At 56.2% G+C, this 22867-nt stretch carries 19 protein-coding genes; 6 read left to right on the top strand and 13 right to left on the bottom strand.

Annotated elements, in window-relative coordinates:
• Nucleotides 1-54: 54 nt before the first annotated feature.
• The 8 genes from I2E77_RS00095 to I2E77_RS00060 form a co-directional block, all read right to left on the bottom strand.
• On the bottom strand, nt 55-507 hold the full coding sequence (locus tag I2E77_RS00095; RefSeq protein ID WP_195450376.1) for a hypothetical protein: 453 nt from the start codon (nt 505-507) through the stop codon (nt 55-57).
• A 26-nt stretch (nt 508-533) separates the two neighbouring features.
• Nucleotides 534-911: a GntR family transcriptional regulator gene (locus I2E77_RS00090; protein ID WP_087229665.1), complete on the bottom strand. Its 378-nt coding sequence runs from the start codon at nt 909-911 to the stop codon at nt 534-536.
• A 224-nt stretch (nt 912-1135) separates the two neighbouring features.
• A complete protein-coding gene (locus I2E77_RS00085; protein WP_195450375.1) occupies nt 1136-1912 on the bottom strand; it encodes an ABC transporter ATP-binding protein in 777 nt (258 codons plus the stop codon).
• On the bottom strand, nt 1860-2921 hold the full coding sequence (locus I2E77_RS00080; protein ID WP_195450374.1) for a FecCD family ABC transporter permease: 1062 nt from the start codon (nt 2919-2921) through the stop codon (nt 1860-1862). The genes I2E77_RS00085 and I2E77_RS00080 overlap by 53 nt, the downstream gene beginning before the upstream one ends.
• The gene (locus tag I2E77_RS00075) at nt 2905-3957 is read right to left on the bottom strand and encodes an ABC transporter substrate-binding protein (RefSeq protein WP_195450373.1); all 1053 of its coding nucleotides are present in this window, start codon (nt 3955-3957) and stop codon (nt 2905-2907) included. The genes I2E77_RS00080 and I2E77_RS00075 overlap by 17 nt, the downstream gene beginning before the upstream one ends.
• Nucleotides 3954-5126 (bottom strand): sensor histidine kinase, encoded by a 1173-nt coding sequence (locus I2E77_RS00070; protein ID WP_087229653.1) that lies wholly within the window; start codon nt 5124-5126, stop codon nt 3954-3956. The genes I2E77_RS00075 and I2E77_RS00070 overlap by 4 nt, the downstream gene beginning before the upstream one ends.
• A complete protein-coding gene (gene vanR / locus I2E77_RS00065; protein ID WP_087229650.1) occupies nt 5116-5805 on the bottom strand; it encodes a VanR-ABDEGLN family response regulator transcription factor in 690 nt (229 codons plus the stop codon). Before vanR ends, I2E77_RS00070 begins: the two co-directional genes overlap by 11 nt.
• A gap of 16 nt (nt 5806-5821) precedes the next feature.
• Nucleotides 5822-6418, bottom strand: coding sequence for a hydrolase (locus I2E77_RS00060; protein ID WP_087229647.1), 597 nt, complete (start codon nt 6416-6418; stop codon nt 5822-5824).
• A 379-nt stretch (nt 6419-6797) separates the two neighbouring features.
• Here I2E77_RS00060 and I2E77_RS13800 point away from each other — a divergent pair, with 379 nt between their 5' ends.
• The 3 genes from I2E77_RS13800 (at nt 6798) to rbr (ending at nt 14738) form a co-directional block, all read left to right on the top strand.
• Entirely contained in the window at nt 6798-12920 is a 6123-nt protein-coding gene (locus I2E77_RS13800; protein ID WP_195450372.1) for a glycoside hydrolase family 97 catalytic domain-containing protein, read from the top strand.
• Nucleotides 12921-13103: 183 nt separating this feature from the next.
• Nucleotides 13104-14000 (top strand): PHP domain-containing protein, encoded by an 897-nt coding sequence (locus tag I2E77_RS00050; protein ID WP_191362757.1) that lies wholly within the window; start codon nt 13104-13106, stop codon nt 13998-14000.
• Between the two features lie 195 nt (nt 14001-14195).
• Nucleotides 14196-14738 (top strand): rubrerythrin, encoded by a 543-nt coding sequence (rbr, locus tag I2E77_RS00045; RefSeq protein WP_087229637.1) that lies wholly within the window; start codon nt 14196-14198, stop codon nt 14736-14738.
• Between the two features lie 101 nt (nt 14739-14839).
• Here the strand turns inward: rbr and I2E77_RS00040 are convergent, their stop codons facing one another.
• Nucleotides 14840-15310, bottom strand: a complete 471-nt coding sequence (locus I2E77_RS00040; RefSeq protein ID WP_195450371.1) for a hypothetical protein — start codon at nt 15308-15310, stop codon at nt 14840-14842.
• A 127-nt stretch (nt 15311-15437) separates the two neighbouring features.
• Here I2E77_RS00040 and I2E77_RS00035 point away from each other — a divergent pair, with 127 nt between their 5' ends.
• Entirely contained in the window at nt 15438-15680 is a 243-nt protein-coding gene (locus tag I2E77_RS00035) for a helix-turn-helix domain-containing protein (protein WP_087229631.1), read from the top strand.
• Between the two features lie 72 nt (nt 15681-15752).
• Here I2E77_RS00035 and I2E77_RS00030 read toward each other — a convergent pair whose 3' ends face one another.
• The 3 genes from I2E77_RS00030 to I2E77_RS00020 all read right to left on the bottom strand — a co-directional run bounded on the left by I2E77_RS00030 (nt 15753) and on the right by I2E77_RS00020 (nt 21268).
• Nucleotides 15753-16094 (bottom strand): GIY-YIG nuclease family protein, encoded by a 342-nt coding sequence (locus I2E77_RS00030; RefSeq protein WP_191362759.1) that lies wholly within the window; start codon nt 16092-16094, stop codon nt 15753-15755.
• Between the two features lie 154 nt (nt 16095-16248).
• The gene (gene alr / locus I2E77_RS00025) at nt 16249-17448 is read right to left on the bottom strand and encodes an alanine racemase (RefSeq protein ID WP_195450370.1); all 1200 of its coding nucleotides are present in this window, start codon (nt 17446-17448) and stop codon (nt 16249-16251) included.
• A 61-nt stretch (nt 17449-17509) separates the two neighbouring features.
• On the bottom strand, nt 17510-21268 hold the full coding sequence (locus tag I2E77_RS00020; RefSeq protein ID WP_195450369.1) for a phosphoribosylformylglycinamidine synthase: 3759 nt from the start codon (nt 21266-21268) through the stop codon (nt 17510-17512).
• A gap of 217 nt (nt 21269-21485) precedes the next feature.
• Between I2E77_RS00020 and I2E77_RS00015 the strand changes: the two genes are divergently transcribed.
• Nucleotides 21486-21728 carry a helix-turn-helix domain-containing protein gene (locus I2E77_RS00015; protein ID WP_191395459.1) on the top strand — a complete coding sequence of 81 codons (243 nt, stop codon included), beginning with the start codon at nt 21486-21488 and terminating at the stop codon, nt 21726-21728.
• A 130-nt stretch (nt 21729-21858) separates the two neighbouring features.
• Here I2E77_RS00015 and I2E77_RS00010 read toward each other — a convergent pair whose 3' ends face one another.
• Complete coding sequence (locus I2E77_RS00010; protein WP_191395460.1) at nt 21859-22290, bottom strand: MarR family winged helix-turn-helix transcriptional regulator; 432 nt, start codon at nt 22288-22290, stop codon at nt 21859-21861.
• Between the two features lie 374 nt (nt 22291-22664).
• Here I2E77_RS00010 and I2E77_RS00005 point away from each other — a divergent pair.
• A partial coding sequence (locus tag I2E77_RS00005) for an ATP-binding cassette domain-containing protein (protein ID WP_140400304.1) occupies nt 22665-22867 on the top strand: 203 nt, incomplete at its 3' end.

Raw genomic sequence — 22867 nt, 5'->3', positions numbered from 1 at the left:
GCCTCCGGTCAAATGCCGGGGCGGTTCTTTTGATCGCAGCACGCCGGAACCGGCCTAGCCGATGTCTTCCGGGTGGTTCAAATACTCCGCTGCATCCTGCGGGATCTCAAAATCGAGCGACTGCCCGAGGACATGCAGCGTAACATAGGGGCTTCCATCATAAGTAGTCAGCTCCACCATTCTGTCCATCGAACCGTCCGTGCTTGTTTCGCCAAACAGGACGGTGGCCTCCTGTTGGAAGGTATAGACGACGCTCTCCTGCGCGTCCTCCGGGAGTTCTCCCAACTTCCATTCGTCGATTTGCAGTTTTTCCACAAACGCTTCGATCGCATCCCGATCGGTTGTGTCGTAGGCGGTTTCCTCTTCCCCCGCCCGGACAGCCCGGATCTCCTGCGCTTTCTCTAAATCGCCGCCCTGCCCGGCGTTTTCCTCCCCGGCCAAGGAGCACCCTCCCAACAGGGTGCAGGCGGCCAGGACCGGCAGGACCATCAATGCCATCCTTTTCATACGGCGTTCCTCCCTTCCATACCGCATCAAGCGCTGTCGCGCTTTGCGTCCTCGCCCGCCTGCAGCAGCTCAATGGCCTGCTGCCGGTCGAAGCCAAGGCGTCCCATACTCTCTAAAAATTCTTTTACCAGCCCCGCGGCGAGGCTCCGTTTCGTTTGCATAATTTTATCCACATCCTCCGTCACATATCGTCCACTGGTCCGTTGGGTGTACAAAAGTCCGTCCGTTTCGAGCTGGGAAAGCGCCCGCTGCATCGTATTCGGGTTCACGGCGGCGTCCGCCGCCAGATCCCGCACGGAGGGCAGCTTTGCGCCCGGCGGATACATGCCGGACACGATCATCAGCTCAATTTGCTCGATCAACTGCGCATAGATTGGCCGGTCCGATTTTAAGTTCCATCCCATATCTTCACCTCCATTGTACTATTGTACTAACGATCTAATACAATAGTACAGCTATTTTTTGGAATTGTCAAGGCTTCCCAACAAAAAAATCAAAAAATCCCCAAAGAGCTTTCCAACAGCTCCTTGGGGATCGCATATCTTATTTTAAAATGGGCCTGGCCGTCCCAGCACAGCAAACGAAAAAAGCCGGCACAAGCAAATTAAACTGCCCAGCAGCCTTTCCCTCATTCCATTTCCTGGGGGATGTAATACGGTACGCCCGCCGCCTCGTCCAGCAGCACGCGTGCCTGGACGCCGAACACCGAAGCGAGCAGGTCCGAGGTCAGGATGGAGGCCGGCGGACCGTCCGCAAAGACACCGTGGTCGCGCAGCACCACGACGCGGCCGGCATAGCGCGCAGCCTGATTGAGGTCGTGCAGCACCATGACGGTGGTGATGCCCTTTTCCCGGTTGAGCCGCCGCACCAGGCGTAGAATCTCATATTGGCAGCCGATGTCCAAAAAGGTGGTGGGTTCGTCCAGCAGCATGACCTCCGGTTCCTGGGCCAGCAGCATGGCAATCCACGCGCGCTGCCGCTCCCCGCCGGAGAGCGTCTCCACCGGGCGGTCGCAGAGGTGCGCGATGTTTACATCTGCAAGGGCGCGGTCCACGGCGTCAAAATCCTTCTGGGAAAGGCGGCCGCCAAAGCCCGCATAGGGATACCGCCCGCAGCAGACCAGCCGCCGCACCGTATAATCCTCCGGGGAGCGCACCCCCTGCGAGAGGATGGCCAGCCGCTGGGCCAGCTTTTTCGTGTTCTGATGGAAAATGGACGTCCCATCCAACAGGACATCGCCCTCCTGCGGGATCAGGCTGCGCGACATCGCCTTGAGCAAGGTCGATTTCCCGCACCCGTTCCGCCCGATGATTGCCGTGAGGGAGCCCGCCGCAAAGTCGAGGGAGACGTCTTTAAGGACGGTTTTTGCGCCGTAGCTGATGGTAATATGTTTTGCCTGCAACATCGCGTTTCGACCTCCCCCTCAAGACATACAGGAAAAACGGCGCGCCCAGGATCGCCAGGATAATCCCCACCGGCACCTCGATCGGCGGGGCAACCACGCGCCCCAGCGTATCGCACAACATGACCAGCGCTGCGCCGCCCAGCGCCGCCCCAGGCACGAGGTAGCGTTCGTCCGTGCCCACCAGCATCCGGATGAGGTGTGGGGCGATCAACCCCACAAAGCTGAGCAGCCCGGCGACGCTCACAGCGGCGGCGGCGAGCAGGGCGGAGACGGCGATCGCCAGCAGCCGCGTCCGCTCCACATGCAGGCCCAGTCCGGTCGCCGCTTCATCCCCCAGCAGCAGGATGTTCAGCCGTTGGGACAGCAGGACCGCAAAGAACAAACCGGCAGCCGCATAGGGAAGCAACATCCAGACGTGCCGCCACGTCACACCGGAAAGCCCCCCCACGGAAAAGCTGACAAATCCGGCCAACTGATCCGGAAAAAACACCATCAGGGCGTCCACGCCCGCACGCAGGAAAGTGGATGTGGCCACGCCCGCCAGGATCATGCGGGTGGGGTTGATGCCGTTGCGCCAAGCCAAGAGGTAAATCGCCAGGGTGGTGACCAGCCCCCCGAAGAAGGCCGCAGGCGGCAGCACCGCATACAGGTTCCCGGGAACCAGCACCATGGCCAGCATTCCAAAAAAGCCCGCGCCGGAGGAGACGCCGATCACGCTCGGAGAGGCGAGCGGGTTGCGCATCACCGCCTGCAAAAGCACGCCGGATACCGCCAGGCACGCGCCGACCATCGCCCCGGCCAGCGCGCGCGGCAGGCGGAGGTTAAAGACAATCTGCCGGCGTACGCCGCTGGTCTCCACGAACAGGGCCCGCCAAACCTCGCCCAAAGACAGGTTGACCGCGCCCGCACCGATGCTGAGAAGAAATGCCAATGCGCAAAGACCGGCCAGCAGGGTCAGCGCGGTCAGGCGCGCAGCGATCCGATGGCCGCCATCAAGATGCATCGCCATAGAGCTTTTCCGCAAAGTAGGCAAACGCCTCCGGATAGCGGGCGTTTGGCTTGAGCGTGGAGTATTCGCGCGGCACGGTGTAGACGCGGCCCTCCTGGACAGCCCGCACCTCCTGCCATGCGGGATTGTTCTGGATCTCGTCCAGGGCGTTCTGCTCCGCCTTCTCCCCTCCGTTTGCCATCTGGATGAAGAGGACGTCCGGGTTGCTCTCCAGCACCTTCTCCATGCTGTAGTCCACCATGGACTGCCCGTTTGCCGCCTCTGCGTCGATGATGTTCACCGCGCCGAGGCGGTTGAGCATGTCGCCGATCACGCTGTCCTGAACGCCTGCCTTGACGTATTTGGCCGTTGCATAGAGGATCATCACTTTTTGCTCCGGCTTGCCCTGCACCTGTTCGATCTCCGCGTCCACCTGGGCCTGGATGTCGTCCAGCGCCTCCAGGCGCTCCGGCTGGTCGGTAATGTGGGTAAACAGCTCAAACAAATCGCAGAAATCCTGGTAATCTTTATAGCGCACCGAAATATTGGGGATACCGGCCTCCTGCAAGGCGGGCTGGATCTCGCGGTTTTTCGTCAGCGTGTTCACCAGAATCACCAGGTCGGGTTCATAGCTGACGATCTTCTCCACGCTCGGCGTGCTCATGGTGCCGATGGTCGGGAGACCCTTCGCCTCCTCGGGGATGTTGTCCTCCCCTTCAATGCGCGCCACAGCGGTGCCGCCCGCCATGTACCACAGCTCCATCACGGCATTGAGCATGACCACCACGCGCTGGGGGCGCTTTTGGATGGTGACTTCCCCGGCCAGCATGTCGTCATAGGTAATGGTGTCTGCGGTCTCCGCGATAACGCCCACCGGCAGGTCCTCTTGTTCCGGAGCGGATTCCTCCGGGCTGTCCGCTGGTTCCGGCGCCGCGGCAGAGCTGGAAGATGTTTCGGGGACGGTCTGCGCCTGCGGGCCGCAACCCACAGCGGAAAAAAGAAGCGCTGCGGCGAGCAAAAGCGCTACAGCGGCTTTTCCAATCGTTCGGTATTTCATTGGTTGAACTGCTCCTTTTTCAATGTCGTTGTATGGGTTGCATCCGGCGCGGCCGGAAGGGTAACGCGGAACTCGGTATAAGCGTCTCTGCTGGATGCGGCGATCGTGCCGCCGTGCAGCTCCACAATCTCCTTGGCGATCGCCAAGCCAAGCCCCGCGCCCCCCGTCCGGCTGGAACGCGCGGAATCCAGGCGGTAAAATTTCTCAAAGATCCGCTCCAATTGCTGTTGTGGGATGCGCGCCCCGGTGTTGCGGAAAAACACATCCACCTGCGCGCCGTCCCGCCGGGCAGAAACCGCCAGCTTCGCCCCCTCTGGGCTGTAGTGGACGGCGTTGCGCAGAAGGTTGTCAAACACGCGGGCAAGCTTGTCCGCATCGCCCAACACCTCCAGGCCCTGCGGGATTTCCAATTCACAGGTGAGTCTGCTTTCGGCAAACACCGGATAGAACTCATCCGCAAGCTGGTTCAGCAGGCGCGTCAAATTGACGCGCGACCGCTCCAGCTCAATCCCCTGCAAATTGAACCGCGTAATTTCAAAGAATTCGTCGATCAGCCCTTCGAGCCGCTCGGCCTTGTCCAGGGCGATGCCCGTATATTTTTCACGGAGGGCGGGGGAAATCTCTTTTTCGTCGTTCAAAAGGCTCAAATAGCCGATCACCGACGTGAGGGGCGTTTTGAGATCGTGCGCCAGGTAGACCACCAGGTCGTTCTTGCGCTGCTCCGCCTCCTTCGCCTCATATTCCCGCCTGCGAAGCCGGTCCCGGAGCATGTTCAGCCGGTTTTCCATCGGCTTGAGCTCCTGCGGCAGGGAAATCGGCTTGCCCCCGTCGTCCAGCACCTCGTCCAACCCTTCGCTGATGAGGTTCATATACCGGCTGATGCGCGACATGGCGAGGTAGACCGCGATGGCCAGCAGGAATAAGAACCCCAAGACCAAAAAGAACGATTTATTTTGCTGGAAAATATTCCGATAGAGGGAAATGGCGAATTCTTCACTGATCCCCAAGATATTCCGGCAAAACCCGACAAAAATATCGGCAAATGGCGCTTGGAAAATCCCGTCCACCACGATATGCACCAGAAGGACCCCCAGGACAGCCGTCAGAAGGGTGACCCCGGCCAATTCCAGCACCATTTTGATCTTCAGGCGCGTGTATTTATCCCTCAATTTTGTACCCCACCCCCCAGACCGTCTTGATGAACTTTGGGTTGCGCGCGGGTTCATGCAGCTTTTCACGCAACCGGCGGATATGCACCATCACGGTGTTGTTGGAGTCCAGGTACTTCTCCCCCCAGACGCCTTCAAAGAGCTCCTCCGCGGATAGCACCTTCCCCCGGTTCTGGCACAGCATCCACAGCAGGGAAAACTCCGTTGGGGTGAGGTCAACCGGCTGGTCGTAGAGCCTGCACTCGTGCGTATCCTTGTTGATCTCCAATCCGGAAAAGTCGATCACATGGGATTCCGGCGCGGCTCCCGCATTATAGCGCGTGGAACGGCGGAGCTGCGCCTTGACGCGCGCCACCAACTCCAACGGATTGAACGGCTTTGTCACATAGTCGTCCGCGCCGATGGTCAACCCTGTGATCTTGTCCATGTCCTCGGTGCGCGCGGTCAGCATGATGACCGGATAGGTATAGGCCTCCCGGATCTTGCGGCAAAGATCAAACCCGCTGGTCTCCGGCAGCATCACGTCCAAAATCGCCAGGTCAAACGGCCGCGCCGCAATCTGCTCCAACGCCTGTGCGCCGTCGTAACATTTATATAGGGTATAGCCCTCGTTCTTTAAATAGAGTTCCACCAGGTCCGCGATCTCCTGTTCGTCGTCGACCACCAAAATATCCGGCATGTGTTTCGCCTCCGAATTACCGCTGTGCACGCACTACGGAAGTGCCTTTTTCACGCAGATAGGTGCTTTCCAGATCGGCCAGATGGAGCTTCACGGCCAACGGATAGCGGTCGTATGCCTGGCTGATGGCGAAGCTGCCGCCGCGCGCTGCATCGTCAAATCCGCCCATATGCCAACGGATGGCGATTGCCTCGCTAGTCTTGAGCCGCAGGAAGCGCTCAATCAGGAATACGGACTTTTCCCCGTGCCCATAGGGGAAGCTGTCCTCGATCATATAATAGGGCTTCTTCTCCCACGCACCGGTCTGTTCATTTTTGACGTTGCGCGTGCCCTCCTTATAGAACTGCGCCTTGCATACATCGTGCAGCAGGCCGCAGATCGCAAAGCTCTCCTCGCTGTCCGTCTCCGGGTCAAAGTACCGCTCCATCATGGTGCGGTATACGCTGACGCTGTGCTGCACCAGGCCGCAGGGACAAGCGCAGTGGAATTTGGTGCTGGCCGGCGCGGTAAAAAAGTCCGTCTTGGAAAGCCATTCCAAAAACGCCGCGCTCCCTTCCCGCGTGACCTTGCTGCGGAAAATTTCTTCGAATTCTTCTTGATAGCTCGATCCCATATATGCCCCGCCTTCCTTTTAGGGTTTTCCGTCAATCTTTTCCCATTATACTGGAAAGCCACGTGCCTGTAAAGGCGATCGGAGGCAGCGAAATTGCATATGGAAATTTGTTTCAATTTTATGTATTTTTATCTCATTTATAATTGCATCTGTTGATTTTACACAATGTCCGTGCTATTATAACCACAAGAATCGATGGAATAAAGAGTGTTTTTTATATAAAATTATACAATATCTCAAAAATCAGAAGGATTCATCAACTTTGCATTCCATCGAATCGGCTATCAATTTTTTCGGGAAGGACAGACATTGGAAAGGGGGTCCCATCCTTTTTAGAGAAGGAGAAAACCAATTTGAAAGAAAGGAAATGAAGGAAACCATGAAAAGAAAGACGGTGCGATCTTTTATCGCAGTAGCACTTGCCCTACAAATGGTTGCTGCCGGAGCAACGCCGGTACTCGCTGCACAAGCGGCCCAAGTTGTACCCGCTGCCAACCATGCGGTCACTGCTGTCATGGAAGATGAAGAAGGCGACATTGCGCTCTATCTGAGCGATATGGACCCGACAAGCTTCGAAGTCGGCTTCGGCAGCAGCTTAGGCATCGACGAAGACATCGACAGCAAGCCCTTGCGTTTGCGCAATGAAAACTTGGACATCATCGAATATGAGAAGGGTATTTGCGCACATGCTGCTTCCGAAATCGTCTATGACATTTCCAACCAGGGCGCCAAATCGTTCCAAGCGTACATAGGCGTTCAGGCGGACTCCTCATATGACGGCGAATATGGCGAGTGTGGGTTCACCGTGGAAGTTGACGGTGTAGAAAAATACCACATCGATGATCTTTCTGGGCTCGAAGCGCAGCAGTTCGTGGATGTCGAGATCCCCGAAGGCGCCCAGACCTTGACCCTGAAGACCGACAATGGCACAAACGGCTCCACCATCTGCGACCACAGCCTCTGGTGCGACGCCAAGATCCTCTGCGACCGTGAGATCCAGACCACCTTGGATTCCGCAGCAGTCACGGCACAGCAGTCTGTTTTGCCAATCGGAAAGACCACGCAGCTGACCCCGGTGGGATATTCCATCGGCGGCGCCGTGATCCCCTCGGATACGCTCAGCGCTGCTTACGCGAGCTCCGATGACGGCATTGCGACCGTATCCCCGGAAGGCGTTGTGACAGGCGTTTCTGACGGCGTTGTGACCATCACCTGCACTTTGACGCAGGGGGATATTGTCCGCGAGGCCACCGTGGATCTCATCATCGGCAAGGGCGACCCGGCCTCTTCCTGGCAGATCGCATCGCCGGACGGCAGTATTACGGCTCTCTTTGCCCTGCATGATGGGAAGATCTCCTATGCTTCCTTTAAGGACAACAACCTGGTTGTGGACAACTCCTATGTGGGGCTGACCACCAGCCTGGGCGATTTCTCTGAGCTGAGCTTTGTCGACCGCGTCGACGAGGAGATCAACGACCCGTACGAGCTGATCGGCGCCAAGGTGACGCAGGTGGAAAACCATGCGAACCAGACCACGCTCAACTTTACGAAGGAAGGCGTCGAGGGCGTCACTTTCAGCGTTATCGTGCGCGCCTATGACGACGGCATTGCCTTTAAGTATCAGATCACAGCGGAAGATGAAAGCACGCCCATCACGATTTCCTCTGAAAATACCTCCCTGCAGATCCCGCAGGGTTCCACGGCATATGTCATGCCGTATATCAACCACAACGAGCAAGTGGAAGAAGAAAAACAGCTTTCCGAGCTCAATGAGCGGTACTGCATGCCGCTGCTGTACAAGACGCCCACCGGTGAATATGCTTTGATTTCCGAAGCGGGCCTGCACGGCGAATATTGCGGCGCGGACATCATCGGCAACCCGAACGGCCGCCTCGACATTGTATTCTCCAACGAGCAGAGATCTGCTATCAACACCACCGCCCCGTTTGCGACCCCGTGGCGTTTCGCCGTCATCGGCACCAGTGCAGACATTGCTGAAAATACAATGGCGGAGAACCTGAGCCCGGCCAATGTGCTGGAGGACACCTCCTGGATCCAGCCCGGCGTCACTGCCTGGACATGGTTGAACCGCGAATCCACCAGCGACCCGGACGTTTATAAGAAATACATCGATTTTGCCGCCGAAATGGGCTGGGAATACCTGCTCCTGGACGAAGGCTGGCAGCCAAGAGGCAGCAGCCAGGGCCACAGCGAATTCGCCTACTATGGCTATTACGATTGGACCGAGGATCTGATCAGCTACGCCAATGAAAAGGGCATCGGCCTGATCGCCTGGCAGAACCACAACGATTTGAAGAAGGGCGACGAAGCGGAGCGCCGCATCAAAGAGCTGGCGGACATGGGCTTCAAGGGCATTAAACCGGACTTCTTCAATTCCCAGTCCCAGGATTATATCCAGTTCTATATCCGCCTGATGCAGCTCACAGCGGAAAACCATATGTTTATCAACATCCACGGCGCAAATAAGACCACCGGCGAGCGCAGGACCTATCCGAACGCCCTCAGCCGTGAAGGAATCTTTGGCGCAGAGCAGGACCTTTTCCGTCCCGCTGATGTGAGCGCTTACCACAACTGCATGCTGCCGTTCATGCGCTGTGCAGTTGGGCCGGCGGACTATACGCCGATGTTCTCGCACCGCACCAACACGCGCAAACAGATGACCATCGCACAGATGGGCGCTTTGACGGTCACCTATGAGAGCGGCATCCAGTGCTTTGCTGACCGTCCGGAGGCTTATCTCAACAGCCCCGCCTGCGACTTCTTCAAGAATTTCCCGACCCAGTGGGATGAGACCAAGCTGCTGGCCGGCGAGCCGGGCGAATATGTCAACACCGCGCGCAGAAGCGGCGAAAACTGGTACCTCGGCCTGATCTGCAACGAGCAGCGCACGGCGGAGTTTAAGCTGGACTTCCTCGGCGAGGGCGATTACTATGCCTTTATCTATGAAGACGGCGAGACCGTGGACGACATCACGGCCCGCGTGGAAACCGTCAACAAGGATACGGTTTTGACCATCCCGATGGCCGAGCACGGCGGCGCGATGATCAAGATCCTCCGGAACATGCCCAGCCAGGCAGAATCCATCACGCTGAGCGAAAGCGAGGTCACGATGGAGCCGAACGAGACAGCTAACCTGACCGTTACCTTCACCCCGGAGGACGTGGAATATGATACCGTCACTTGGACCTCCAGCAATCCAGAGGTTGCCACGGTCTTAAACGGCAAAATCACTGCTCTGAAGCCGGGCGTCACCACCATCACGGCTGCCACCGGCATCAACGGCAACGTCACCGCGACCTGCGACGTCACCGTGCGCCGTCCGGAATTCTCCCTGACCGGCGATTGGTCCATCATCCGCAGCGATCCGGAGAACTGGAAACTCAACGGAGAAAACTCCATCACCATCACCACTAAGCCGGGCGAGTATTACAGCAATACCGCCAATGCCGAAAACGTCTTCCTGACGCCGGTGGAGGGCGACTTCACCGCCACAACAAAGCTCACGTTTGTACCGGGCGCGGACTACCAGACGGCAGGTATCATCGTCTATCAGGATGACAAAAATCTCTATGGTGCTTACAAGCGCTATCACTCCCACTTCAACGGCAATATCTTCACCGACTTTGCTTTGAATAACGGCAGTGCTTCGGAGCACACCAAGGCGGACCCGAATAAGGATGCGGCTGTTTATCTGAAGGTCGTCAAAGAGGGCACCACCTTTACCGCATATTACAGCTATGACAATTCCGAGTGGGTGCAGATTGCCGATCCGCTGAACGTCTCCGGATTGACCGGCGACCTCAAAGTCGGCCTGTATGCGGTCGATGGCAACGGCAAGAGCGGTTCCCTGCCGGCTACCTTTGAGGACTTCACCATCAACGGCGAAGCCGTCCCGTTTGCCAATAGATACATCGAAGCCACCGGCATCACGCTCGACCAGACCGAACTGACCATGAAGCAGTACGAGACGGCTACGCTGACGGCCACTGTCACACCGGAAGGGGCCCAAGATCCGATTACCTGGGTGTCCAGTGATCCGGACATCGCAACCGTCGACGAGAACGGCAAGATTACCGCATATGAGGCTGGCACCGTGACCATCACCGCCATGACCGGCTTCAACAACGAGGTGACCGCCTCCTGCGAAGTCACGATCGAACCGGCGGATCTGGTCTTGACGGACGATTGGAGCATTATCCGCAACGATCCGGAATATTGGACGATCAATGACGAGCATTCCATCACGATCACCACGCAGCCCGGCGAATTCTATACCGGCACCGACAATGCACAGAACGTCATTCTGACCCCGGCCGAGGGCGACTTTACCGTCACCACGAAGCTCGACTTCATTCCCAATGGCGACTACCAGACCGCGGGCATCATTGTTTACCAGGATACGGACAATATCTATGGCGCATACAAGCGGTATCACAGCGGCTTTGGCGGCAATATCTTCACGGACTTTGTCATGAACAACGGCAGCTTCTCTGAGCATACCACCCCGGATGCCAATAAGGATGCCACCGTCTATCTCAAGGTTGTGAAGGAAGGCACCACGTTCTCCTCCTTCTACAGCTATGACAACGAGACTTGGACGCCGATCGCAGACCCGGTCGAGATGTCGGGCTTGAGCGGCGACCTCAAGATCGGCCTGTATGCCGTCGATGGCAATCGGAAGACCGGTTCTCTTCCGGCAACCTTCGAGGACTTTACGGTAAACGGCGAAGTGATTGCCTTTGCAGAGGCTCCCGAGAAAGAAGAGAGCACCAGCTTCACGGTCAACTATGGCACAAACGCAGAGCTCACGCTCAACGGCGAAGAGCAGACCATCGCCAACCTGCTCGGCAAGTACGCCGGCGATTTCGAAGAGGGAACGGAATTGAACCTCTCCTTTAAACCTTCTATGGATGGACGCGAGTTCAGCGAAGTGCTCCTGAACGGCGAGCCGCAGGAGATCACGGACACGGCCGAGTTCACCTATGACACGGTCAAGGGGGCGGACGCGGAATCCCTGGACTTCTCCTTCACGGTCGTGAGCAAGGGCGTTCTGAACACGCTGATCGACTATGCAGAGACCTTGGACGAGGAAGTTGCGGGCGCTGTACCGAGTGTCCAAGAGAAATTCGAAAAAGCGCTTGCTGAGGCAAAGACGGTTTCCGAGACCGTTGCAGTCACCCAGCAGCAGATCAACGACGCTTGGGGCGAATTGCTCGATGCAATCCACTACCTCGACTTCCAGGCCGGCGATAAGACCGAACTGAAAATCCAGCTCGACATTGCAGCCCAAATCATCGAAGCTTCCGAGGGCCTTGATCCTTCCAGCATCGAAGAGCTGAAGGCGGTCATGGAAGAAGCGCAAAAGGTCTATGACAACCGCGACGCCATGGAACCGGAAATCACTGAAGCGGTTGAGAACCTGAAGGAAGCGATCGACAACGTCCGCCATCAGGCAGATAAATCGACGCTTGCAACCGTCATCGCAAAGGCTGAGTCCATCGACCTGAGCGAATACATCGAGGAAGGCCAGGATACGTTCACGGCAGCTCTGGAGAGCGCAAAGGAAATCTATGACGATCCGAGTGCCACGCAGGAAGAGGTGGACGCAGCAGCCGATGCTTTGAATGCAGCCATCACCGCCCTGCGCAAGATCGCCAACAAGGACCATCTGAAGGAACTGATGGAGACTGCACAGTCCATCGACGCCAGCGACTATACCGCTGCCAGCTATCAGAACCTTGCAAACGTCATGGCGGAGGCGCAGAAGGTGCTGGATGACAATACACTGGCGGAGGACGACCCCGCAGCGGGAACTACGATCCGCAATATGGAGACCCGGCTGTCTGCTGCAATCAACAGCCTGGTTGAGAACTCCGGCAATTCCGGCAGCGGTTCTGGCAGTGGTTCGAGCAGCTCTTCCGGGAGCACAGCCTCTTCGACCTCAACCGTTACAACGCCGGACTTCACTTTGGACGACACAACCAATAGCTGTTCGTTCCGCGTTGGGGAGCGCTTTGTCTTCAATGTCCGGACGACTTCCGCAACTGCTCCGACGGTCACAGCGAACAACGCCAATGTCACGGTACAGTATGTCACCAAGACAGCAGATGGTTACAGCTTCCAGCTGAACGGCGCTGCCATGGGCGAATCCACCATCACCGTCACGTTGAACGGCGCATCCTCCACCTTTACGGCAAACGTCCAGGAGGGCTCTGTCCGCAGCGACACGACCGGCGCCCTCTCCATCAAGAAGGGGCAGGCATACACCTTCAAGATGACCGTTATTGACGGCAGCAGCGCAACGCCGCTCTTCGTCAGCGGCACGGACGGCGTATTCAAGACCCAGTTTGTACGGCAGGACGGCAACGACTACTACTTCCGCATCTGGGCCACCGGTAAAGTGGGCGATTCCTCCGGTATCTACACCACTATGCCGAACCAGAACGCAGTCCGTCACTGCGTTGCAACGATTGTTGAATAATCGTTTCTTCGTATAAGCCACGGATTCTTTGCCTCCCGGTACGTTTTTCGACGTGCCGGGAGGTTTTTGTATGGACGGCCTGTTTGGGCCTCGCGAGAAAAGCGCGCTTGGTTTTTCTCTGTATTTCCTCTATACTGAGATAAGAACCCATTGGAAATTTCCTTATCTGGAAAGGAGACCATTATGAGCTGGTTAGACCTTCATATGCATACCCATTTTAGCGACGACGGCACCTATTCCCCGGAAGAATTGATGGAGCTTTGCGCCCAAAACGGCGTGCGCGTTGCCGCTGTATCGGATCACAACTGCACCCGCGGCGTCGCACGCGCTGTGCGCCATGCGTCCTCCTTGGGAATCGAATGCATCCCCGCCGTGGAATTGGACTGTACCTACCAAGGGATCGACCTGCACCTGCTGGGCTATTGGATCGACCCGGATCACCCCGGCTTTTCCCAAACGGAACAGGCGATTCAGAAGCAGGAACAACTTGCCGGGGAACAGCGCATCCAACTTGCCTACTCGATGGGCTTTCAGTTTGATGCAGAGCCCCTCCGCAGGGAAAAGGGCGGCATTGTCACAGGGGAAATGATCGCCGAGGCAGCCCTGGTCCAGGACCCGGAAAACCCCGCCCTTCTCCCCTACCGTCCGGGCGGCGCGCGCAGCGATAACCCCTATGTCAACATCTATTGGGACTTCTTCTCACAGGGGAAGCCCGGCTATGTGCCGGTCGCCTTTCAAAGCTTAGAGGGAGCCGTGGCCCTAGTCCGTTCCGCGGGCGGGTTGCCCGTGCTGGCGCATCCGGGAAACAACATCCACGAGGACACTGCCTTGTTGCACGGCATTGTGGAGCAAGGGGTGCGCGGGATCGAAGCGTACAGCAGTTACCACTCCCCCGAACAGGTTACTTTCTATGTACAACAGGCGGAGATGCTTTCCGTAGCTGTCAGCTGTGGTAGCGATTTTCACGGAAAGATCAAGCCGGGCATCACTCTGGGCGGTTTTAACTGTGGCGGACAGGAGGCAGAGCTACTGCGTGGATTGCAGGAGGCACTGCAAAAGCTTCCACCTACAAAGCTATGAGAAAGTTGACGCCATCTATATGGATGCCGCATCCCTTTCCCCGCTAAGCAGAGTAGTCTTTTACCTAAAATCAAGAATTATTCTTAAAATTTTTAAGAAATCCCCTTGACAAAATCTCCCTTTGGCGGTAAAATATAGACATCAAAAATAATATTAATTACTATTATTAATAAATATTTCAAGGAGGATTTTGTCATGGAAAACATCAAGGGTACCAAAACGGAAGCAAATTTGATGGCTGCATTTGCAGGCGAGTCCCAGGCGCGCAATAAGTATACGTTTTACGCTTCTAAGGCGCGCAAAGAAGGCTATGTGCAGATCGCCAATCTTTTCGAAGAGACCGCCAACAACGAAAAGGAACACGCAAAGATCTGGTTTAAACTCCTGCACGACGGGGAGATCGCGGATACCGCCACGAACCTGAAGGACGCTGCCGCAGGCGAAAACTACGAGTGGACCGATATGTATGCCAGCTTTGCAGAGGATGCACGCGCAGAGGGCTTCCCCCGCATCGCCGCCCTGTTTGAGATGGTCGGCAAGATCGAAAAGGAGCATGAAGCCCGTTACCTCGCTTTGCTCAAGAACGTGGAAGAGGGATTGGTCTTTTCCAGAGACGGCGATATGATCTGGCAGTGCTCCAACTGCGGCCATATTGTCATCGGTAAGAAAGCGCCGGAAATCTGCCCGGTTTGTGCGCATCCGAAGGCCTATTTCCAGCTCTTGGCTAAGAATTATTGATAAAATCAGGTTTTTATATCCCCTTATGTCTACATAGTAAGAAGCCGCCGGAGCTTTCTCTGGCGGCTTCTTGCATGTTATATGCTTTATCATTCAATCCATTACCCGGATATATTGCGTTCCAATTTTTCTCCCAGATTGGTAACAACCAAATTCCCTTGTCTTTCCAGCCGTCTTGCGTTTTTGAGTGTCTGTGCCGCGCCTCCCCAATTTCGCTTCACAAACGCAATCAAATAATCGGATTTTTCAGGCATATAGCGATTTAGCGCCGGAATAGCAAACCTGGGCGGCACCAGTTCCAACCCTTCGGGATAGATCACTTGGTCATATCCAGACAAAAAGCTTCTTTTCCTAGCAGGTGGATAAGCGACTAGGAGCGTTAATCGAAGATAAGGATATTCTTTCTTCCTCTCTAAAACAGACGCTGAAGCCATCCGATCAAAGTTCCCATAGGTTCCAACCAAAAATTCCGTTACTCCCTTTGTAAGTATATGCCATTTTATAGACTCGTCTAATATAGGGCGTATGGTTTCTTCTGCATCTCGATGTCCGGCAAAGCAACAAACAGACATATTTTCCTCCTTGTGTGCGATATATCCCATATTATAGCACAATTTTATGATTTGGGATATATCCCACACATAATATCGCAAGCATTCATACACTAAATATGCGATATATCGAAGATGGAGGATTTGTATGAATGCAAAAGAGGCAGTTGCCAAACGAATTCAGGGACTCTGTGCAGAACACGATCTTGCAATCAACGCACTGGCCAATCAAGCTGGTATTTCCCCTTCAACCGTTTACAGCATTCTAAATACCAAAAGCCAAAATCCTGGCGTTGTCACCCTACAGAAGCTATGCGATGGAATCGGAATCACCCTTCGGGAATTTTTTGACGACGATCTGTTCGAACATATAGAACCAGAAGTGCAATAAAGGACAAAACTACCATTTGAAACGCATAAGGCCGCTGGAGAATGATCTCCAGCGGTCTCTTTCTATTTGGGCTCATTTTGCGGCGGCGGCCAGTTTCTCCTTCCAAAGCTCTTCCAGCGCTTTCACGTCCTCGCGGAACTCGCGCGCACCCTGCGTTTCGCCCTGTTCCATCGATTCCAACACTTCAAAGAAAAATGCATCCGGCCCATAGGACGCCCACTCCTTTTGAATGGACAGAACCGTGCATCCATTCGTTTGCACCATAAATTCGAAACGATTCTCCGCCCCCTGTAGATTGGGCGTTGAAAACAGATGCTTTTCTCCCGTCACGCGGTTGGTGATGCTGTAGACCCCGCCAAGGCCTTTTCGCTCTTTATACGCCGTACAAATGGCGCGCCGGTCGTTTTTGTCCATGAATCAACCACACCTATCTAAGATTTCTTTCTGATATTGCATCGCTTTCAGATGCCTCAGCCTGCGTTCCAGGGCACACTGCCCGCACATCCCAAAGAAAAAGGGAAAACCGGACAGAACCCCGTTTTCCCTTTGCTTCTCCATTTTGAAATTCTTATCTGCCATTTCCGGAGCAGAGATAGTCCAGCTCTGCGACCGCTTCCCCGCCACGATAGTAGATGCGCGGCACGCGCTTGCTCAGCAAGCAGACCAGCTCATAGCTGATGGTATGGTTGTAGCCAGCCAGTTCGTCCACCGGAAGGAATGCATCCCCGTCGTGCCCAAAGAGCGTGACCGTATCCCCTTCTTTCACGCCGGGAATATCGGTGACGTTCACCATCAGCTGATCCATGCAGACGCGGCCGATGATCTTGGCGCGCTGGCCGTTCACCAGCACGCTGGCGCGGTGGTAGAGGTGGCGCGGATACCCATCCGCATAGCCGACCGGCACGGTCGCAACCACGGTTCGTTGTTTCGTTGTGAAGCGCCGCCCATAGCTGATGCTGGTCTGCGGCTCCACGATTTTAAGCATCGAGACAATGGACTTGAGCTGCATCACCGGACGCAGATCAAGCGGTTCTTTGATCGAATGGGACGGATTTAAGCCATAGAGGATAATGCCCGGACGGACCATATCGAGCTGTGCATCCGCATAGTCCAGAACCGCTGCGGAATTGGCGCAATGGCGCAGGCGGAATGTGATGCCCCGCTGGGCCAAAAGATCGATTAGCTTTAAAAAAAGGTCGAGCTGCATAAGGGTGTAGCCACGGCCGTCGTTTCCCTCATCTGCCACGGCAAAGTGGGTGAAGATTCCTTCCGGATCCAAGCCCTCCAGCCCGCATACCTCCGCAATGTCTTCGATCGCATCCGCGTCCCGCTCCGGGTTCTGATATAGAAAACCAATCCGGCTCATGCCGGTGTCCACCACGATATGCGCGCGCACGGTGACGCCAGCCTCACGCGCGCAGGCGGCAAGGCGCTCCCCGTATTCACGGGAAAGCACCGCCTGCGCCACATCCATATGGGCCAGTTCCGCTGCCGACTCCGGCGGCGTATACCCCAAAATCAGGATTGGCAGGCTGATCTGCGCGTTGCGCAGCTGGATCGCCTCTTCCAAATTGGACACGGCAAACCAGTCCGCGCCGAGCTCCTCATATTCGCGCGCCAAAAGTTCCGCTCCGTGCCCATAGGCGTCCGCCTTGATAACACAGCATACCTTTGTGCCTGGGTTTAGCCGGTCTTTGATCTGATGATAGTTATGTGCGACGGCGTCCAGGTCGATCTCCGCCCATGTGCGCCTGAAAAAGTCATTCATCCTTCTAATTCGCTCCTACTGTTTTCGATTCTGGCGGATACCGCCCCATCCGCTTCTATATTTATTTAAAGTATGCCACGCCGGATTCAAAAATACGTGCATCTTTCTCGCCCGGCACATTGCGGTACAGGTTTTCGCCCTTGCGCTCAGAATGGCCCATCTTGCCCAGGACGCGCCCGTCCGGACTGGTGATGCCTTCGATCGCGCAAACCGAACCGTTGGGGTTCCAGGCGATGTCGCCGCTCGGGTTGCCCTCCAGGTCCACGTACTGCGTGGCAACCTGGCCATTGGCGGCCAACTGGGCCAGCGTTTCGTCGTCCGCCACAAAGCGGCCCTCGCCATGGGATACCGGCACCGTCACCACATCCCCGGCCTGTAAGCCGGCAAACCACGGGGATTTCACCGACGTGATGCGCGTATACACCATGCGGGACACGTGGCGGCCCAGCGTATTGAAGGTCAGGGTCGGCGCGGTTTCGCTCGTCTCGCGGATCTCGCCGTAGGGGACAAGGCCCAATTTGATGAGCGCCTGGAAGCCATTGCAGATGCCGAGCATCAGGCCGTCGCGGTTTTTGAGCAGGTCCATGACCGCCTCCGCGATTTTCGGGTTGCGGAAGGTGGTTGCGATGAACTTGCCGGAGCCGTCCGGCTCGTCGCCGCCGGAGAACCCGCCGGGCAGCATGATGATCTGCGCGTTGCGGATCGCCTTCTCCATGCGTTCAATTGTCGTTTCAATGTCCGCGGAGCACAGGTTGCGCACCACCAGGACGTCGGTCTCCGCGCCCGCCTTTTCGAACGCGCGGACGGTGTCGTACTCGCAGTTCGTCCCGGGGAATACCGGGATAAAGACACGGGGTTTCGCGGCTTTAATCGCCGGGGCCTGCGTATTGCGCGCCGTATAGAGCGGCACGTCCTTTGTCAAAGCGACCGCCGGGGCCTGATTCGGGAAAATCTTCTCCAATGTACCGGTCCAGCTCTCCACCAGCTTTTGCAGCGGGAGAACCTCGCCGCCAATTTGAATGGCCTGCGGTTCTACGGTTTTGCCCAAGAGTACCGCGGCCGAATTTTCAAACGGCACATCCGGCGCAAGCTCTACGATGATGCTGCCGGACAGGGGCGCAAAGAGGATTCCCTCGTCCATCGTATCGAAGTCAAAGCCGATGCCGTTGCCGAAGCACATCTTTGCCACCGCTGCGGCCGCGCCGCCCTCTTTGACGACCGATGCGGAAAGGATGGACCCATCCGCGATTTTTTCTCCAATTCTCTTATAGTAGTTCTTCAAACGCTCCCAGTTTGGCAGCATAGTCTTGGCGTCCTCCGGCAGCGGGAGCAGCACGACGCGGGACCCCGCATGCTGGAACGCCGCCGAAATCGTCTTGCTCGCCTTCGTCATTGCGACGGCAAAGCTGACCAGCGTGGGCGGCACGTCCATCTGCTCGAACGAACCGGACATGCTGTCCTTACCGCCGATGGAGGGCAGGCCCATGCCGAGCTGGGCGGACAACGCGCCCAACAGCGCCGCCGCCGGCTTGCCCCAGCGCTTCGGGTCCGTGCGGAGCCGCTCAAAATATTCCTGGAAGGTCAGGCGGCAGCTGAGCGGGTCTGCGCCCACTGCGCAGAGCTTGGAAAGGCTCTCCACAACGGCGTAGGCCGCCCCGTGGAACGGCGAGAAGCGCGCAATCCCAGGGATATAGCCATAGCTCATCGCTGTGGCGTCGTCCGTCTCCCCATGGATCACCGGCAGCTTCGCAACCATCGCCTCTTCCGGCGTCAACTGGTATTTCCCTGCGAACGGCATCAAAACCGTGGCCGCGCCGATGCTCGCGTCAAAGCGCTCGGCAAGCCCCTTTTGGCAGCAAACTTCCAGCCGCGCCAAGTTCTCCTGGAAGGCTTCGGCCAGCCGCTTCCCCTTGAGGCATTCCGGAACCTGCTTGCGGTAGTACGCATCCGGGTCCGGCGCTTCGATTTCCACATCCGTGCGCTGCGTCACACCGTTTGTATTCAAGAAGGCGCGCGCAATATTGACGATCGTATCCCCGCGCCATTCCATCTTGAGGCGCGGCGATTCGGTGACCACGGCCACCACCTGCGCGTTGAGGTTCTCCTCCGCAGCGGCGGCGCAGAAGGCCTCCACATCCTGCGGGGCCAGCACGACCGCCATACGCTCCTGGGATTCAGAGATCGCCAGTTCCGTGCCGTCCAAGCCTTCATATTTCTTCGGGACTTTGTTCAGATCGATTTCCAGGCCATCCGCCAGCTCGCCGATGGCCACGCAGACGCCGCCTGCGCCGAAGTCGTTGCAGCGTTTAATCAGGCGGGAGACCTTCGGGTCGCGGAACAGGCGCTGGATTTTGCGCTCGGTGGGCGGGTTGCCCTTCTGCACCTCGGCGCCGCACACCTCGACCGATTTCTCCGTGTGCGCCTTGCTGGAACCGGTCGCACCGCCGATTCCGTCACGGCCCGTGCTGCCGCCCAGCAGGACGATGATGTCGCCCGGCTGCGGCTGCTCGCGCACCACATTCTCCTTCGGGGAGGCGCCGATCACCGCGCCGATCTCCATGCGCTTCGCCACATAACCGGGGTCGTACAGCTCGGTGACCTGGCCGGTCGCCAGGCCGATCTGGTTGCCGTAGGAGCTGTAGCCGCTGGCCGCGCCGGTAGTGATCTTGCGGGTTGGGAGTTTCCCGTGCAGCGTCTCTTCAAACGGGACGCGCGGGTCCCCGGAACCGGTCACGCGCATGGCCTGATAGACATACGCCCGCCCGGACAGCGGGTCGCGGATCGCGCCGCCCAAGCAGGTCGCCGCGCCGCCAAACGGTTCGATTTCCGTCGGATGGTTGTGCGTCTCATTCTTAAACTGGACGAGCCACTTCTCCTCTTTGCCGTCGATTGTGACCGGCACCTCGATGGAGCAGGCGTTGATCTCGTCGCTGAGGTCGAGGTCCGGGATCTGGCCGCGCTTGCGCAGCAGCTTCATGCCGATGACCGCCATATCCATCAGGGACACCGGCCGGTCGGTATCTTCCCCGTAAACCTCCTTGCGGGCGTCATAGTATGCCTGCAACGCTTCCTCGATTGCCTCGCTCAGCGCGCCCTCTGCAATTTTGATATGCTCCAGGCGTGTGGAGAAGGTGGTGTGACGGCAGTGGTCGCTCCAATAGGTATCGATGACGCGCAGTTCCGTCACACTGGGATCGCGTTTCTCTTCGTTCTTGAAGTAGTCGCGGCAGAAGAGCAAATCCTCCATCGTCATGGCAAAGCCCATCTTTTCATAATAAGCAGCCATTTCGTCCGTATCCCAGGAGATAAAGCCCGTCACGCGCGCCACATCCGGCGGCACATCCGCCTGCATATCCAGGGACTCGGGCTTGTCCAGGGAGGCCAGGCGGCTCTCCACCGGGTTCACCAGGTAATTCTTGATCTTATCCAGCTTCTCCTTGTCCAGGTTCCCTTTGATCGCAATCACGCGGGCGGTGACCACCTGCGGCCGCTCACCCTGGGTGAGCAGCTGCACGCACTGTGCAGCGGAATCCGCCCGCTGGTCGTACTGGCCGGGCAGGTATTCCATGGCAAAAACGGAATATCCCTCGGGCAGCGGATATTCCTCGTCATAAACGGTATCGACATTTGGCTCGGAAAAGATCGTGCCACGCGCGGCCTCGAACTCTTCCCGGCTCAACCCGGAAACGTCGTACCGGTTCAGCAGTTTCAAATCTTCGACCGGCATCCCCAGGTTTTCCACCAGGTCCGCCTTCGTGTGCTGTGCTTCCACGTCGAAGCCGGGTTTCTTTTCGACAAATACTCTGATTACGTCAGACATTGTTTCCCCCGTTTCCCCACCTGCACCGTCCCACCGGCCAGGCAGATATTGATATTCATATCATAGCATATTTGCAGCGCTTAATAAAGAGGACGAACCGCGGAATTTCGTCTCTTTCCCTCTTAAAGCCATCGCAAAATCTTTACGCAAGGGAATTCCCCTTAAAACTTTCCACATTCCGAAGAACTTTATTAATATAGCTGAGGAGGTGAAAGAAATGCTTTCTCGTATGCGTGCATTGCGGATAGAATGCGGCCTTTCGCAAAAGGGCGTTGCAAAGATTTTACATATATCGTCGGAAACGTACGCCCAATACGAAGATGGAACATCCCGTGTCCCTTTAGGGATTCTTGTTCGTCTGGCAAGCTTCTACCAATCCAGCATGGACTACTTGGCGGAGCTGACGGACGAACGGGCGCCCTATCCGCCCAAAAAGAAGCACCGCCCGTGGCTTCCATAAACCAATCCGCCGGTTCTTTCGAAAACCGGCCTATGACGGCACCGGGGATTCTCGCCGTTAAACGGGTTCGCTGAAAAAGGGAGGACGCACCAGTGTGCGTCCTCCCTTTTTATGCTTTTACAGATATGCGCTATGTCTTTGGCTTCACATGATTAAAGACTTTTTGCAGCAGGCGTATAAAGATATCCCGCTCGATATCGGTTAAACCTTCGAGCTGCCCCATATTAAAGCTATCGATGATCTCCACAATCTTTGGATAGATCTCCTTCGCCTTTTCTGTGGGATACAATTCGTTGACTCTCCGGTCCTCGGCGCTGCTCTGCCGTGTGATAAATCCGCCTTGCAGAAGCTGCTGTACGGCCTTTGCCACGGTGCTCTTGTCGATGCAAGTGCTTTCCGCAACCTTCTCCTGGGAGATCCCAGGATTATCACAAATACAAAGGATGTACATAAATTGCCCGCAGGTCACGCCCAAGTCTTTCAACCGTTTCGCGCAGAAGCTTTGCGATTGCCAATAGATTACGGAAAAAATCTTGATGTAATCCCAATATGGCCCATGCATCTGTCGTCCCTCCAATAGCGAGGATCTAAAACCCTTTCATGAACTCTCCCATCAAATTTTAGCTTACCGGAAAAAGATTGTCAACGAAAATTCAGCTTTGTAACTTTTCTCCGCGCAACTCTTTCGGCGCCTCCTTCAAAAATCTACGAATTTCTTCGATCTTCCTACAACTTTTTTATTTTATATTGACAACCCCCATTTTTGTCCTTATAATTTAATTAATTGGTTATGCAACTAATTTACGTATAGAATAGGCTGATATAGCTATATATCAAGTGTTTTTTTATATATTATAGTTGTATAACCCACTAATTTTATCCTGTGAGGAGTTACAAAAGCATGAAGAAGAAAGCAATGGGAGGAGGACTGATGCAATGGGTGAATATGTACTAGAGATGAACAACATCACCAAAGTATTCCCCGGCGTGAAAGCGTTGGACGGCGTTACCTTAAAAGTGCGTCCCGGCAGCGTACATGCCCTGATGGGCGAAAACGGCGCGGGAAAATCGACTTTGATGAAGTGTTTGTTCGGCATCTACCACGAGGATGGCGGCGAAATCATCCTGGATGGGAAGAA

The organism is Anaeromassilibacillus sp. 1001302B_160321_C8 (genome assembly GCF_015554745.1).
Taxonomy (GTDB): Bacteria; Bacillota; Clostridia; order Oscillospirales; family Acutalibacteraceae; genus Anaeromassilibacillus; species Anaeromassilibacillus stercoravium.
Note: the sequence above shows the minus strand (reverse complement) of the source record. Positions and strands in the feature narration are given on the sequence as shown.